Genomic DNA, 14,582 nt, shown 5'->3' on the forward strand with positions numbered 1-14,582 from the left:
CCTTCTCAGTGGGAGCGGTTGGCGGCAGGCGACCGTGCGAGGTAGCGCATCGCCACATCCATGTCACCGATCTGCGAGGGATGGAAGCTGGGACGGAGATACGGCGGGATCTCCGTGATCAGGAATTTGATGTTGGGCACCAGCCCCCGCCTGGTTGCACGGATCAATTGCAGGGGCCAGAAGCGACCCTTGTCCGTCGACGGGTCGGTGCGGAAGAGGTAGTTCATCGATGTCAGGAACAGCAGGATGAGCGTGAGGCTGGCGATCAGTGCCGTTCGTACCCGCCGGGCATAGCTGCCGTCGACGTACATGTAGGCGTCGAAGGCGACGTTGCGGTGCTCGACCTCCTCGGCGCCGTGCCACCGGACCATGTCGAGCATGACCGGATGCATGCCCGCCTTCTCCAGCGCGGGGTCCGTCAGCAACCACTCTCCCACCACCGCGGTGTAGTGCTCCATGGCGGCAAACAAGCCCAGCCGCTCACACAACCACGCCCGTTTCGCACGGCCGGACAACCCTCGGTCTCCCAGAATCCGGTCTACGAGCCAGTCCATCTTCTTCGCCATCGGTTCGATGTCCATGCCCAGTTCCGCGAGGTGTTCACGGGCCCCCTTGTGCGAAGCGGCGTGGGTCGCCTCCTGGCCGACGAACCCGACCACTTCCTCGTGGAGCCTTTCGTCCTCGATCAGCGGCAGTGCCTCGGCCAACGTCGCGGACATCGCGCGCTCGCCTTCCGGAAGTACCAGGTGCATGAAGTTGATGACATGCGTGGCCATCGGCTCGTCGGGAACATAGTGCAACGGCACTCCATCCCAAGAGAACTCGACGTCACGAGCATTGATCGCGTGCGCTTCGTCCGTGTACCGTCGCGCACCTACAGGATCGACCACAGGGTTTCGGCCGATTCGGGGAAACGGAATCATCCTGCTGTCCTAACTGTCGACTTCGCCGAGGCTCCGGCCCTGCTGACGATGTATTGGTTGAGGTCCACCCGCCGCGTCCGCGCGCGGAAGCGGCGGTTAAATCCCGGATAGAAGGTGAAGTTGCGTCCCTCTCCGCTGAGGTAATAGCTGTTGCACCCGCCGGTGTTCCAGACCGAGGTCTGAAGCCTCTTGTCGACCTCGTCGACGAACGCCTGCTGGACCCCGGGGCGGACGTCGATACTCGTCACCCCCTGCGAGTTCATTTCCCGCAGGCAACTGAGGATGTACGCAACCTGAGCTTCGATGGTCACAACCTGCGAGGTGTAGACCACGGAATTGGGGCCGAGCAACATGAAGAAGTTGGGGAATCCACTGATAGTGGTGCCGAGATAGGCTCGGGCGTTGCCGTTCCACGCCTCCGCCAACGTGCGACCGTCTCGACCTCGCACCACGTCGAACGCGGGATTGTCGGTCAACCTGAAGCCCGTTCCCATCACGATCGTGTCGACCTCGTGCAGAACGCCGTCGTCGGTGACGATCCCATTCGATCGCACTTCACGAATTCCGTCGGTGACTACTTCCACGTTCGGCCGCGCGAGCGCCGGATAGAAAGAGTTGGAAAACGTTGGCCGTTTGCAGCCGAACGCATAGGTGGGCGTGAGCTTTGTCCGCAGTTCGGGGTTGCGGACCTGGCGGCGCAGGTGGGCGCGGCCGAGCGCCGCCAGCCCCTTCAGCAGCGCCGGCCTGTACACGAACCCCGGAACCATCGCCTCTTGGACGAGATCGAGGCCGGTCCGTGCCAGCCGCTGGGCAATAGGTACCCGCGCGAACAACCTCTGGGGCCATCCGGTCATCGGCTGGTCGGGGTGCGGAAGTATCCACGTCGGGGTGCGCTGGAACACCGTCAGCGAACCGACGATCGGCTGGATTCGGGGGATGATCTGCACCGAAGAAGCGCCGGTTCCGATCACTGCGACCTTTTCTCCTGCGAGATCGTGCTCGTGGTCCCAGGCGGCCGAGTGAAAGACGGCACCTTGGAAATCCGCCAGTCCGGGAAGGTTCGGAACCGCAGGTTCGCTGAACGGGCCCATCGCCCCGACCAGAACCCGCGCCTCCCAGTTTCCATGAGTAGTGGTCACGTGCCAGACCTGCGAGTCGTCGTCCCAGGTTGCGTCCTGCACGTCATGACCCATCCGCAGGTGCGAGACGATGCCGAACCTCTCAGCGCAGGCGCGTAGATAGTCGTGGATCTCGCGCTGCAGCGGGTAAAGCCTGGTCCAGTTCGGGTTGGGAGCAAACGAGAATGAGTAGAGGATGGAGGGGATGTCGCATTGCGCTCCCGGGTAGGTATTGACCCGCCACGTTCCACCGATGTCGTCCGCGCGGTCGAGCACGACAAAGTCCTCGATGCCGTCCTGTTTCAGCCTGATCGCAGTTCCCAGCCCACCGAATCCCGCGCCGACGATGAGTACCTCGACCCTTTCGGGTGCGCGACCGACGCTATCGACCGGAATTTCCACCGGTATTGCAGACCTGACCATTCGGACGCCCTCCTCGTTGTTGCCGCGCATGTCGAGAACGTTAGAACTGACATCACCCGCTGTCAACAGCAGTCGATGTCAACATACAACGGGCTGCCACACACGCGTCCGACTCACATCTCGCCGCAGTGAGAGGATGAAGACATGACCGAAATCGAGACCGGCCGCAGCGCCCCCCGCCGATGGCGCGGACAGGAGCCCGAAGACCGACGAGCCGCACGCCGCGAACAACTGATCGAAGCAGGCCTGGAAATCATGGGGACGGACGGCGCAGCCGCCACGACGATGCGGGCAACCTGCCGTCAAGCAGGCCTCACCGAGCGGTACTTCTACGAGAGCTTCGCCAGCAGGGATGAACTCCTGGTTGCCGTCTTGGACCGTGTCGTCCTCACCGCACGCGATACGTTGATCACGGCGCTGCAAACATCCCCGACGGAGCCACACGACCTTGTTCGGCACGTCGTCCGCGCCTTTACCGACTACATCGCAAAAGATCGTCGCCGCGGGAAGATCATGTTCGTCGAGTCGCAGAGCGTCCCAGAGCTCGCACAACGCGGCGAGCAACTCGTGAAAGAATTCACGGCGCCGATCGCGGCATCACTCGACAGGCTGAGCGGCGACGACACACGCGACAAGGTCACCAGTCAACTCAACTCGATAGCGATCTTCGGCGCACTCGCCTTCCTGTACCAGCACTGGCTCACCGGAAACTCCCGAATCTCCAAAAGCCGTATCATAGAGCACATTTCGTTGGTGATCGAAGCCCAAGTCAATGTCAACAGCACCCCGGATCCAACAAGGTAACGTTCAATGTCCATGGCTCCGATCTCAGCGCAACGCAGAGATCAGCGCGCGGATGTGCGACTAGATAGCGACGTTCACCCCATCGCCCGCGCATCACCGCACCGACGTGATACTGCAGCCGGTGATGCCATGCCGCCTCGACCCATCGACACCGATCCGCCGCAACAGCCGCTCCGGTAAGTGACGCACATCACACTAGCTCCGGGGTTGGTCGGCGTAACGCTTCCGGCCCCCACACACACCGTTCGAGTAGCCGCAGACGCTGGGCCCGCGGCACTCGAATGAGGAACACCCACCATGAGCACCACACAGCTGCACCCGATCGCACACTCCGCCACCAGCACCTCCTCCTGGAAGCGACTGGCCGCCGTCGCCGCCGCGGCCGCCGCACTCGGCCTCATCCCGGTCGGCGCCGCCACCGCCACCACCGCACCGTCGAACTCCGCGCAGCCCGTCGCCGCCGCCGTCACCCACGACAATCCGCTCGACCGCGACAACGACATGCAGCAACGTCAGCACGACCGCCAGCGTGACCAGCGGCAAGACCGGCGCGCCGAGACCATCGTGCTCGACCAGATCCTGGCCGGCTGGAACAGCAACACCCAGATGTAGAGCGGCCCGGCGAGACCCCGCGAGAAGGCAACCATGAGCACCACCGACACCCGCTCCCCCCAGAACGTCACCACCGCGGCAACAACATTCAGTAGCACCACCGACCTGACCAGTGCGCCGATTCGCGCGGCAATCGCTCACGGAGAACACGAGAAGCGCACCGGCACAGCGGATCCGAATTGGCCCGACTGGTACGCCGCCTACATGGTCGCCGAACAGGCCGGGACAGAGTCGCCCCTCTAACTGCCCTCGACACCCGGTCACCCCCTCACCGTTCACCACGCACCCAGGAGAACACCATGTCCACGATCCACCTGCACCAGACCACCACCGCGACACCCGAACAGTTTCTCGACGCACTCACCGACTTCGGGCCCGGCCGGCAGGCACTGTTCGGCAACAGCGCCGACGACTACCTCCACGTGCACGAACTCGGCACCGACCACGCCGACGTCACCGAGGGATCGGGCGGGGCCTGGGAACGCCTGCACTACGACTGGACCGACCCCCACCGCGTCGTCATGACGACCACCGACTCCAACCTGTGGGGCGGCAACTCCGGCCACACCTACACCCTCACCCCGCGGCCCGACGGAACGACCGACGTCGACGCCGTCGTGGTCCGCGACGGCAAGAACCTCAAAGGACGAGCGCTCGGGGCCGTGCTCGGCGTCTTCGGCACACGCGTCCTGGGAAAGGCGTTCGACAAGACCGTCGCGGCCATCGAAGCCCGCAACCACACCCCGCGGACGGCGAACAACACCTAAAAACCGGTGGCGCCGTCGAGCACCGCAACCACGGTGCTCGACGGCGCCACCGTGTCCGAAAAGTCCGTGGAAGCGAACGCGAGCCCGCTACGTCCGCGTCGGGCCTACCGTCACGGTGTCGACGAAGGGGCTGCCTTCGCCGGCGTCCGGCGCCCCCCGCACCGCCTTCCCGGCAGGAATGGGAGTGTTCGCTTCGGCCGCGGGTGCGGCCGGGACCGCCGACGCGGCCGCGGCCTTCGCTCCGGCACCGGTCGTGACCCCGGTGCCGGTCAACTGCTCACCGGACCCCGGCTCGTCCGGCCTCGTGCCGAGTTCGAGTTGCTCGAGGACCCGTCGATGACTTCCACGCCGGGCGCCCTCCTGGGCCCCGACTGCCGCACCCTTCAAACTGCCGACCAGACCGCCGACCGCAGCTCCACCGCCGCGCCGAGGCCAGCCGTCGCAGCCGCACCCACTCCAGTCACCGCCCGTGCCGTACCACTCACCAGATCCATCACCTGTCGCCCCGCTCCATCAGTACCCGAGATCGACGACGCCGCCGATCCTGTCCGACCGGGAGTACCCACCGACCCTCCGCCTGAACAGGTCGCGGGACCCGCCCGGTGAACGCAGCCGTGGGTGGCTTGCGTTGTCCGTCCGCCTATCACTTCCTCGGGGATGTGACCGGCTTGGGCGCCAACTCCGATTCCGCATGGCGGCCGGTGCTGGGATCGATGGTGAGGTCCTCGGCGTCAGCGAAGATCAGGCGCCCGTCATCGACCGCGACCGCCCACCGATGGACCGCCGCCGCTGATCCAGGACGCTGATCAGTCCCTGGACGGTCGCTCGGTGCCTCGCAGATCCGGGTACCGGGCGATCAGCCCGGCCACCAGCTGATGCGCCTCGGCGAGTTGGCCGCGCAGACCTGCACCCAGCTCCCCGTCTTGGGTGTGGCCTGCGTGCCGGGTGCTCTCGATCTGGGCCGTGAGCGCCGCGATCTCGGCGTCCAGCAGGTCACGGAACATCCGCGCCCGGGCGATATCGGGGGTCGAGGTCGTGCTCGGTCGGTGTCATCCGGTGCTCTCCTGCTCGGTGCGGCCGCACTCCAAATGATGGTGCCGCGGGGCGTGAGGGGTGACTGCGCCGATGCAATCCACCGAGCATCGTTGCCAGCCCGGCGACCGACGTCACCCGCCACCGCTCCCCTACCGCGGTACGAAAGAATTGTGGTGCTTGGTGAAACCCTTCCCGAGCACCGTCGCCGGGACCACAATTTCTGTCATGGACGTCACCGAAGAACAGCACATCGACGCGGTGCGCGCACATCTGATCCAGCGGTACCAGTTCCTCGGCCAAACTCCGTCAGCTCGGCGTCCCCGCGCAGCAGCATCGTCTCTCCCATCTTCTCGACGGCGGTCATCTCGACCGCGGCCGGCTGACCTGGCTTCGCCGCGGAGGGCCGACCCTATTCGAGCAACTCGCCGACAACCTCCCCGATTACGTCAGCTCAGCTAGCGGACCGCGGACCTATCGAGACAGGGCCGCCCAGGTGGAAACTGCGGCGGACAGATGCCTCGGATAGTGCACTTCTCGTTGCGCAGGTCTGCCGGGTCAAGAGCGTTCGCCTCGAACAGCGCCACCGCACACTCGGTGATTCATGCATCCACTTGTAACCGTGCACAGTGGCCGAACCGAGGTTGTAGAACCGCTTGCCGCCGTACACAAGCCCCCGGGTTGATCCGTCGGTGTCGTGCACCGGAGGGTAGGTGGCGAGCCAGTCGGACACCTGCACAACGGCTTCGCGGAAGCTGAGGGCCTTCGTTTTCCGAGCCGTTTGGACAAACAAACGACGCACGGCGAAATCGCGCTGGTGCTCAAGGAACTGCTCGTACTCCTGCGGCGCCAGCACATGATCGCCGTTCGCGTGCCCGCTTTCTGTGGTGGTGAGGTAATACTGCATCCTTCATCTCTGCAGCTATCACCCCGAGCGACCGGCGCCGGCGCTCATCTCGGTCAGTGTCGTGTCCGCCCCGCACATTCGGACACACTATGTAGCGGTTGCGCCGTGGGTTTGATCGTCGGCGTCGGGTAAGGGGCGTCGGCAGATCTCGTGGGCCTCGTCGGCCGAGAGACCGAACATGCGCAACAGGTCCTCGGTGACTTGGTCGGTGTCCTCCGCGTCGTCACGTTCGGGGTGGTCGTGCAGCAGTTGACCCAGACAGAGCGCGGCCCCCGCTGTGATCGTCAGGGCCAGTTCGGGGTCGCGCACGTTGAACCGGCCCGCACGGGCAGCTGCCTCGATATCGCGGCGAGCTCGCGGCGCCAGGCCTTTGTCCGAGCCGACCAGACTCGGCCCGTCGCGGAGCAGAACTTTGCTCAGTTCGGGATTTCTGCGATGCAGGCGTCCGGTCAGACGGAAGCTCTGCGCAAAGATCTGGGCAGGGTCGTCCAGATCGGCGGTCAGTTCGTCGAGTACCGCGCCGTGGCGGTCGAGGGCCTCCTCCACGGCCGCGTGGAAGAGCTCCTCCTTGCTCTGGAAGTGGTTGTAGAACGACCCCATTCCGACATCTGCGGCCTGGGTGATCTCGAGTATCGGGGCGGTAAGCTTCCCTGCCGCCATGAAGGACTGGGCTGCGCGTACGAGTGCGGCGCGGGTACGCGCCTTGCGCCGTTCCAGGCGGTTCGGCGCATCGGTGATCTGCTCAGTCATGCCGTGCCCTTCTCCTGATCCGTCCGACCTTGCCCTACAGTACCCGCGTGTCATCAATATTGACGAATTCCTCAACCTTGGCGGCTACTCCAGTCCGCAAGCAGTCGCCACACACGGTCCAACCTAATGCGCGAGGATCTTGATGCAGACCACGAGTACGCCCACTCCGACCAAACCTGTGATGGTGAACAGCTTTTGCCACCAACGTAATTGGGCCATCCGTACGGCCAACAGAGCAATTACCCCAAGTTCGACGACGAGGATCCACATCGCGATCCACATCGCGTTGGATAGACTCAATAGTCCGACGGCAGCTGCGATCAATACAAGCAGGGGCAAGACCGCGGCCTCTACAATCTGGCCGGAGGCCTGCAGCATCCGCAGCGCTGCCCGTCCGCGCGGAGCACTGTGGTGCGCGCCGAGGTGCGCTACCCAGTCGGCCAGCAGGCTCGCCGCCCAGAGCCCGCCGGTGGCCACCGCGACATCCAGGACCCGAGACCATGGGCTCGTGTCGGGAGCCGTGTAGCGGACGAGGACGGCAAGCGTCGCCAAACACGTCATCGCGCCGTACACACGCTCCCGCAGGAGCGCTACGACCTGCTCCACGGGAATTTCTTCCCGATTCGCCTCGCCGGACGCGCTCACTTCGGTCACCACGCGAATCGGTTCGAATCCGTCTTGCCCGAGCAACCGCTGCACCAAACCCATTCCAGCCATCAGCATCCCGCCGACGACGTGTCAGCCCGTGGGTGAACAGCGTTGCCGGGCCCGGGGCTCCTACGATGCGGGCGTCCGGTCAGATGCAAACTCTGCGCGAAGACCTCGGCGGCGTGCTCCCTGCCGATGGGCAGTTCGTCGAGCGTCGCGCCGTGGCGGTCGAGGGCCTCCTCCACGGCCGCGAGGGAGAGCTCCTCCGTGGTCTGAAAGTGGTTGTAGAACGACCCCATTCCGACATCTGCAGCCTGGATGATCTCGAGTATCGGGGAGGTCGGTTTCCCTGCCGCCATGGATGACTGGGCTGCGCGTACGAGCGCGGCGCGGGTACGCGCCTTACGCCAGCTCAGGCTGTTCGGTACATCGGTGATCTGCTCGGTCATGGCGTGCGTGCCCATCTCCTACTCGTCTGAGCTGGCCCTACCCTACCGCTCGTCATCAATATTGACGAATTCCTCAACTACTCTTGACTGACGATATGGTCGTAAGTGACGATATCGTCATTACCTGAAGGGAGTGGTCAATGAGTGTCCACCATGACCCGCATACCGGTCTGCACAGTGAGCCGGGCGCCCTGGCGGGCGAACACCGGGGGCGGGCCGCCGAGCCGATCATCAAGGTGCATGACCTCGCGTGGCTGGAGTTCGAGAAGCCCGACCTCGAGCGGGCGGAGGCGTTCGCCCATGCCTTCGGTTTCACGACGGCGCTCCGCACCGCACACGAACTGCAGTTGCGTGGTACAGACCCCGGCTCGCCGTGCGTGCTCATCCGCCGAGGCCCGCGGTCGCGGTTCGTCGGTCCCGCCTTCCGGGCTGCCGACTCGACCGACGTGCTGCGACTGGCGGACGCGGTCGGCGGTGCGGTCGTGCCCCTCCCCGAGAGTCTGGGCGGGATCACGGTCGATCTTCTGGATCCCAGCGCATTGCGAGTCCGCGTCGTGTCCGACATGTTCGAGTTGCCGGCGCTGTCCGACCAGACCCCGCTCCCACTGAATTTCGGCCACGACCGCGGGCGGGTGAACGCTCCTCAGCGGCCGCCCCGCGCGCCGGCCACCGTGCAACGGCTCGGTCACGTCGTGCTCCAGACGACGACGTACCTCGAAACACTCAACTGGTACCTCGAGCACCTCGGACTGATCGTCAGCGACTTCCTCTACTACCCCGGTCAACGGGCCCGGGGCCCGATCATGAGCTTCATCCGCTGCGACCGTGGCGCCACGCCCACCGACCATCACACGCTCGCGATGGTCCTCGGCCCGGCCAACCGCTATGTGCATTCGGCATATCAGGTCGCCGACCTCGACTGCCTCGCTGCAGGAGGCGAATACCTGCTCGACCGGGGCTACCGCCGGTCCTGGGGCATCGGCCGGCACATCCAGGGCAGCCAAATCTTCGACTACTGGCGCGACCCTGACGGATTCATGGTCGAGCACTTCAGCGACGGCGATCTTTTCGACAGCACGCTCGAAGCAGGCTGGGCACCGATGACCGCGTCCGGACTGTCCCAGTGGGGGCCGCCCGCCACCAAAGACTTCCTCGGATTGAACCCCGGTCGGGAATCACTCCAGGAATTGCGCGCCATTGTCCACGCGCTGCGCGCCGACAACGAATTCGACCTCCACCGCCTCCGCGGCCTTCTGAAAGTTGCCAGCTCATGACCATCTCCGTCCTCCGCACCGCCGATGCCTGGTGGGTCGTCACACCCACGGGTGCCGCACGGGTAGACACCGCGGCCACCACCACCGCCCAACTGCTGGCCGACCGACCGGCCGTCGAGGCAGCCGCGTTCAACAAGGGCACCGTGAACGTCGAGACTCTCTCGTTGCTCTCCCCGGTCACCGCCCCCTGCCGGGTGGTCGCACAGATGACGAACTTCGCCTCGCACGTCGAGGACGCCGGGATGAACCCCGCCACCATTCCGTTGACCTTCTTTCGAAAGGCATCCGGTTCGATCAGCGGCCCCAACGACGACGTGATCCGTCCTGCCCACGTCCAACTACTGGACTACGAGGTGGAGATCGGGCTCGTCCTCGCCCGCGACATCCCGGTCGGGACAGCGATCACCGCAGACACTCTCGCCGATCACGTTGCCGGCCTGGTTGTCACCAACGACATCTCCGCGCGCGACATCCAGCTTCCCAAAACGCAGTTCTACGAGGCCAAGTCATACCCGACATTCACCCCGGTCGGCCCCGCCCTCGTACTGCTCGACGGCGACGAGCTGAAGCGGTTCACCGACCTGCGCCTGCGGCTCTGGGTCAACGGTGAACCGCGCCAGAACATGACCGTTGCCGACATGATCTACCAGCCGACCGAGACTCTGCAGGCGCTGACCCGGTTTCAACGCCTCGATGCCGGGGACTTGCTGCTGACCGGAACGCCGGTCGGGACGGCACTGAGCGCCCCACCGAAGCCGATCGCAATCCTCTCCTCCCTGCTACCGCCCGCAGTCAAATGGAAGCTCTTCTTCGCGGGCCAGGCCAAGAATTCGAACTACCTGCAGGACGGCGACCTCATCGAAGCCACTGTCGCCACCGACGACGGGACCATCGACTTGGGGCGCCAGCGCACGGTGGTGAGGTACGCGCGATGACCACCGACCTGCTGTGGCCGCGTTACGCGGTTCCCACCGATCTGACGACGATCGAGGCCGTGCCGCTGCGCGATCGGGGGCTTCCGGAATCCACCTATGCGTTACTCACCCGAGCGGCCCGCATGTGGCCGGATCGCCTCGCGCTCACCATCCTCCCGGACGGTGCACGGTGGCGGCAGCCATTGCAGCGCAGTTTCTCCGAACTACTCGACGATGTTCACCGTTACGCGAACCTGCTCCATCATCTGGGCGTGCGGCGCCACGACGCCGTCGCCCTGATGGCGCCGAACTGCGCCGACTTGATCCCCGCGACTCTCGCCGCACAGCTTGCCGGCATCGCCGCTCCCATCAACGCCGCGCAGTCGCCGCAGCACATCGCTGAATTGTTGCGCCGCTCAGGTGCCCGGGTACTCGTCGCGGCCGGACCCGAACTCGCGCCCGAGACATGGGAGGCCGCGCACCAGATTGCCGTGAGCGGGAAAGTGGACGCCGTGCTGGTCTTGCGGCCCACCGGCGCCGCCGGCGCGCCTGCGGACCTGCCCGAGGTCGACGGAGTGCGGATCGGCTACCTCAGTGCGATGTCGGCCGACATCGATTCCTCCGACTTCATCGGTGATCCACCCCGCGGGTTCGACGTGGCCGCACTGTTTCACACCGGTGGTACCACCGGTGTTCCGAAGCTGGCCGCCCACACCCACGACAACGAGGTCGCCGATGCCTGGATGCTGGCCGCGAACTCGTCGTGGGACTCGGACTCCGTCGTTTTCGCCGCCCTGCCGCTGTTTCATGTCAACGCCTTGATGGTCACGCTGCTGGCGCCGCTGTTCAAGGGCCAGGGCGTGGTGTGGGCCGGCCCGCTCGGCTATCGCGACCCGATACTGTCCAGCCAATTCTGGAAGATCGTCGCGCACTACCGCATCGCGTCGATGAGCGCGGTGCCCACCGTGTACGCGGCCCTCGCGCAGCGCCCGGTCGACGCCGACATCAGTAGTCTGCGATTCGCCATGGTGGGGGCGTCGCCTCTACCGACCGCGCTCATCGAAAAGTTCCAGGACCACACGAGTGTGCCCCTCCTCGAAGGTTACGGACTGACGGAGGCAACCTGCGCGAGTGCACGCAGCTTTCCCGACGCGCCACGACCTGGCTCGGTCGGGGTACGGATGCCCTATCAGCAGGTCAAGGTGGTACGCGTCCGTGACGACGGCACCTGGGACGACCTGCCCACCGGAGCCACCGGAGTGCTGGCAATCAGCGGTCCGACGGTGTTCGCCGGCTATGTCGCCGGCCACGACGAATACGGACCCGTTCTCGACGGCATGGGCAGACTGGTCGACGGTTGGCTCGACACCGGCGACCTGGCGCGCATCGACAGCGACGGTTTCATCTACCTGGTCGGACGCGCGAAGGACGTCATCATCCGGGGCGGGCACAACATCGATCCAGCGGTCGTCGAAGACGTCCTTCTGGACCATCCGCAGGTCACCGCGGTCAGCGCGGTGGGACGCCCAGATGCCCACGCCGGCGAAGTGCCCGTTGCCTACGTCACCGTTGTCGCAGACGCCGACATCACCGCGCGCGAGCTGCAAGCCTGGGCTAGCGAGCGCGTCCCCGAACGGGCCGCGGCACCCAAGGCGGTCACCATCCTCCCCGCGTTGCCCGTCACGGCGGTAGGCAAGCTCTACAAGCTCGCACTGCGCGCCGACGCGACACGGCGCGAACTCGAGCATGCCCTCGCCACCGTCGCAGGCATCGACAGCATCCAGGCGTCCGTCGAGGACAGTTCGATCCTTGCCACCGTCGAGATCGACGGACCTGCCGGCGAACCGACGGTCAAGGCGATCCTGGACCGATATGCGATCAATTGGAAGGTCACGGTGCGCACATGACCACCGCATCACTAGTTCTGGCACTCTGCCTCGCAGTCTTCTACCTCCTGCTCGGCGTCGGCAAAATAGCGGCAACCACGCCGATGCGGGAACGAGCAGCCCACGCCGGTATGCCCGTCAGCACGTATCGGGGCATCGGTGCGCTCGAGGTCGCCGGTGCCGTCGGTCTCCTGATCGGAGGACTCGTGCCGGCGCTCGGCGCCGCAGCCGCCATCGGGCTGCTACTCCTGATGGTGGGTGCCGTCGTCACACACCTACGCAACGGTGACGGACTGCGTGAGATGGCGCCTGCCATCGTCGTCGGCGTAGCCATCGGGGCCTACCTCGTAGTCCTGTTCGGATCGATCCGATGAGTGAACGGGTCGTCCCAGTCGTCATCGTCGGTGCCGGACCCACCGGACTGACCGCCGCCACGCTGCTGGCTCAGTACGGTATCGAGTGCCTGCTACTCGAGCGCTGGGAGGGCGTCTACGCGCAGCCACGGGCGGTCCATCTCGACGGTGAGATCCACCGGATCGTGGCGCACCTCGGGATCGCCGAGGAATTCGCGGTGATCTCCCGGCCCTGCCTCGGGTTGCGGCTTGTCGACCGGAACATGCGCGTTCTCACCGAGTTCCACCGAGACCCCGGTCCGGGCGTCCACGGCTACCCCGAGGCCAACATGTTCGACCAGCCGCAGTTCGAGGAGATCCTGCGCGCCAACCTGACACGGCACCCGAAGGCCTCCCTCCGCGGCAACGTCGAGGTCACCGGGCTGGCCGACGACACGACCGGCAGCGTTCGCGTCGACTTCACCGACCGAAACACCGGTATGCAGGAATCGGTGCGGGCCGGGTACGTCCTCGGCTGTGACGGCGCCAACAGCCTGGTCAGAAACCAAATTCAGGCAACGATGCGGAACCTGAAGTTCGACCAACGCTGGCTGGTTGTCGACGTCGCGACCACCGCCGACCTCAGCGCGTGGGAGGGCGCCCACCAGGTGTGCGACCCCGTGCGCGCGGCAACATACATGCGGATCGGAAACACTCGCTACCGCTGGGAGTTCCGGCTCACACCCGGCGAGACCGCCGACGACTATCGCGACATTGCTCGACTGCAACCCCTCATCTCGCCGTGGACGCGGAACACACCGGTCGACGACCTGAAGCTCGTCCGCGTGGCCGAGTACACCTTCAAAGCCCAAATCGCGGACCGATGGCGCGACCGGCGCGTGTTCCTACTCGGCGACGCCGCCCATCTCACACCACCGTTCATCGGACAAGGGATGGGGGCAGGGATCCGCGACGCGATGAACCTCGCCTGGAAACTTGCCGGCGTCCTCACCGGGGATCTGCCCGACAGCGCACTCGACACCTACGAGATCGAACGCAAACCCCACGCGCTCGCACTGATCCGGCGCGCCAAGCTCGTCGGAATGGCCATGACCGAAGGAGGCGAACTCGGCAACCTCATCCGTCGCATCGTCGTACCACTGCTGCACCGTATGCCGGGCCTGAGCGACAAGATCATGGACGGCGAAACCCCGGCCCTCCACCGCTCCACTCTGATAGAACGACCTCGACTACGCAGAAGCCGAGCGGGCCGCCTGATCCCTAATCCGGACCTCGACCAAGGTCGCCGATTCGCCGAGGTCGTAGCCGGCCGATTCGCGGTCGTCACCTCCATCCCCCCGACCCCGACACAACGCACCGACATCGAACAACGCGGCGGCACAGTCCTGCTAGCTCGACCCGGCACCGATCTGCACCACTGGCTACGCCGCGGCCGCGCCCGCGCCGCCATCATCCGGCCCGACGGCACCGTCCTCAGTAGCGGCAACGACCTGCCCGCCCTCTGCACAATCCTCCCCCGCTTCACACCGACCATGTGCCAACGTCCGCATCCAGTGAACCACCCCGGAGTCTCCACTGCGCACGCATGACGATGCTCTGACGTACCGGCCCGAGATGTGACCCTCGCGTTCGACCGGGCCCGCGGCGATACACCGTCCGCACTGTCCTGCTGGACGGTGCGGACGGTCTTATCGCCGCGGCCCCAGAGCGCGGTAATTGCTC

The 14,582-nt window shown here is 65.6% G+C and carries 16 protein-coding genes and 1 pseudogene; 9 read left to right on the forward strand and 8 right to left on the reverse strand.

Translation table 11 applies throughout. The annotated features are described in order from the left end of the window. Nucleotides 1-5: 5 nt before the first annotated feature. Complete coding sequence (locus tag WKC72_RS25840; RefSeq protein WP_370180143.1) at nt 6-923, reverse strand: metal-dependent hydrolase; 918 nt, start codon at nt 921-923, stop codon at nt 6-8. Next, nucleotides 920-2,464 (reverse strand): flavin-containing monooxygenase, encoded by a 1,545-nt coding sequence (locus WKC72_RS25845; RefSeq protein ID WP_370184512.1) that lies wholly within the window; start codon nt 2,462-2,464, stop codon nt 920-922. Before WKC72_RS25845 ends, WKC72_RS25840 begins: the two co-directional genes overlap by 4 nt. A 144-nt stretch (nt 2,465-2,608) precedes the next feature. On the opposite strand from WKC72_RS25845, the gene WKC72_RS25850 reads away from it, so the two are divergent. The 4 genes from WKC72_RS25850 to WKC72_RS25865 all read left to right on the forward strand — a co-directional run bounded on the left by WKC72_RS25850 (nt 2,609) and on the right by WKC72_RS25865 (nt 4,647). Beyond that, nucleotides 2,609-3,268, forward strand: a complete 660-nt coding sequence (locus WKC72_RS25850; protein WP_370180145.1) for a TetR/AcrR family transcriptional regulator — start codon at nt 2,609-2,611, stop codon at nt 3,266-3,268. A 297-nt stretch (nt 3,269-3,565) separates the two neighbouring features. Then, nucleotides 3,566-3,880, forward strand: a complete 315-nt coding sequence (locus WKC72_RS25855) for a hypothetical protein (protein ID WP_370180147.1) — start codon at nt 3,566-3,568, stop codon at nt 3,878-3,880. A 33-nt stretch (nt 3,881-3,913) separates the two neighbouring features. Continuing rightward, a complete protein-coding gene (locus tag WKC72_RS25860; protein WP_370180149.1) occupies nt 3,914-4,123 on the forward strand; it encodes a glyoxalase in 210 nt (69 codons plus the stop codon). A 56-nt stretch (nt 4,124-4,179) separates the two neighbouring features. Then, entirely contained in the window at nt 4,180-4,647 is a 468-nt protein-coding gene (locus WKC72_RS25865; RefSeq protein ID WP_370180151.1) for a hypothetical protein, read from the forward strand. A gap of 87 nt (nt 4,648-4,734) precedes the next feature. Here the strand turns inward: WKC72_RS25865 and WKC72_RS25870 are convergent, their stop codons facing one another. From WKC72_RS25870 to WKC72_RS25895, 6 genes and pseudogenes are all read right to left on the reverse strand, one after another. Then, entirely contained in the window at nt 4,735-5,034 is a 300-nt protein-coding gene (locus WKC72_RS25870) for a hypothetical protein (protein WP_370180153.1), read from the reverse strand. Nucleotides 5,035-5,453: 419 nt separating this feature from the next. Then, a complete protein-coding gene (locus tag WKC72_RS25875; RefSeq protein WP_370180155.1) occupies nt 5,454-5,651 on the reverse strand; it encodes a hypothetical protein in 198 nt (65 codons plus the stop codon). Between the two features lie 482 nt (nt 5,652-6,133). Continuing rightward, nucleotides 6,134-6,586 (reverse strand): hypothetical protein, encoded by a 453-nt coding sequence (locus tag WKC72_RS25880; RefSeq protein ID WP_370180157.1) that lies wholly within the window; start codon nt 6,584-6,586, stop codon nt 6,134-6,136. Between the two features lie 87 nt (nt 6,587-6,673). Beyond that, nucleotides 6,674-7,336 (reverse strand): TetR/AcrR family transcriptional regulator, encoded by a 663-nt coding sequence (locus WKC72_RS25885; RefSeq protein ID WP_370180160.1) that lies wholly within the window; start codon nt 7,334-7,336, stop codon nt 6,674-6,676. Nucleotides 7,337-7,459: 123 nt separating this feature from the next. Next, nucleotides 7,460-8,044: a hypothetical protein gene (locus WKC72_RS25890; RefSeq protein WP_370184514.1), complete on the reverse strand. Its 585-nt coding sequence runs from the start codon at nt 8,042-8,044 to the stop codon at nt 7,460-7,462. A 62-nt stretch (nt 8,045-8,106) separates the two neighbouring features. Beyond that, a pseudogene (locus WKC72_RS25895) lies at nt 8,107-8,433 on the reverse strand (TetR/AcrR family transcriptional regulator); the annotation flags it as partial. Between the two features lie 140 nt (nt 8,434-8,573). Between WKC72_RS25895 and WKC72_RS25900 the strand changes: the two are divergent. The 5 genes from WKC72_RS25900 to WKC72_RS25920 are packed head-to-tail and all read left to right on the forward strand — an operon-like array spanning nt 8,574 to nt 14,449. Continuing rightward, a complete protein-coding gene (locus WKC72_RS25900; RefSeq protein ID WP_370180162.1) occupies nt 8,574-9,707 on the forward strand; it encodes a VOC family protein in 1,134 nt (377 codons plus the stop codon). After that, nucleotides 9,704-10,642 (forward strand): fumarylacetoacetate hydrolase family protein, encoded by a 939-nt coding sequence (locus WKC72_RS25905; protein WP_112300657.1) that lies wholly within the window; start codon nt 9,704-9,706, stop codon nt 10,640-10,642. The genes WKC72_RS25900 and WKC72_RS25905 overlap by 4 nt, the downstream gene beginning before the upstream one ends. Continuing rightward, nucleotides 10,639-12,528: an acyl-CoA synthetase gene (locus WKC72_RS25910; protein ID WP_370180165.1), complete on the forward strand. Its 1,890-nt coding sequence runs from the start codon at nt 10,639-10,641 to the stop codon at nt 12,526-12,528. Before WKC72_RS25905 ends, WKC72_RS25910 begins: the two co-directional genes overlap by 4 nt. Further along, entirely contained in the window at nt 12,525-12,881 is a 357-nt protein-coding gene (locus WKC72_RS25915) for a DoxX family protein (protein ID WP_370180167.1), read from the forward strand. Before WKC72_RS25910 ends, WKC72_RS25915 begins: the two co-directional genes overlap by 4 nt. Next, nucleotides 12,878-14,449 (forward strand): bifunctional 3-(3-hydroxy-phenyl)propionate/3-hydroxycinnamic acid hydroxylase, encoded by a 1,572-nt coding sequence (locus WKC72_RS25920; protein ID WP_370180169.1) that lies wholly within the window; start codon nt 12,878-12,880, stop codon nt 14,447-14,449. The genes WKC72_RS25915 and WKC72_RS25920 overlap by 4 nt, the downstream gene beginning before the upstream one ends. The last annotated feature ends 133 nt before the right edge of the window (nt 14,450-14,582 follow it).

It is taken from the genome of Rhodococcus wratislaviensis (assembly GCF_041228765.1).
Taxonomy (GTDB): domain Bacteria; phylum Actinomycetota; class Actinomycetes; order Mycobacteriales; family Mycobacteriaceae; genus Rhodococcus_F; species Rhodococcus_F wratislaviensis.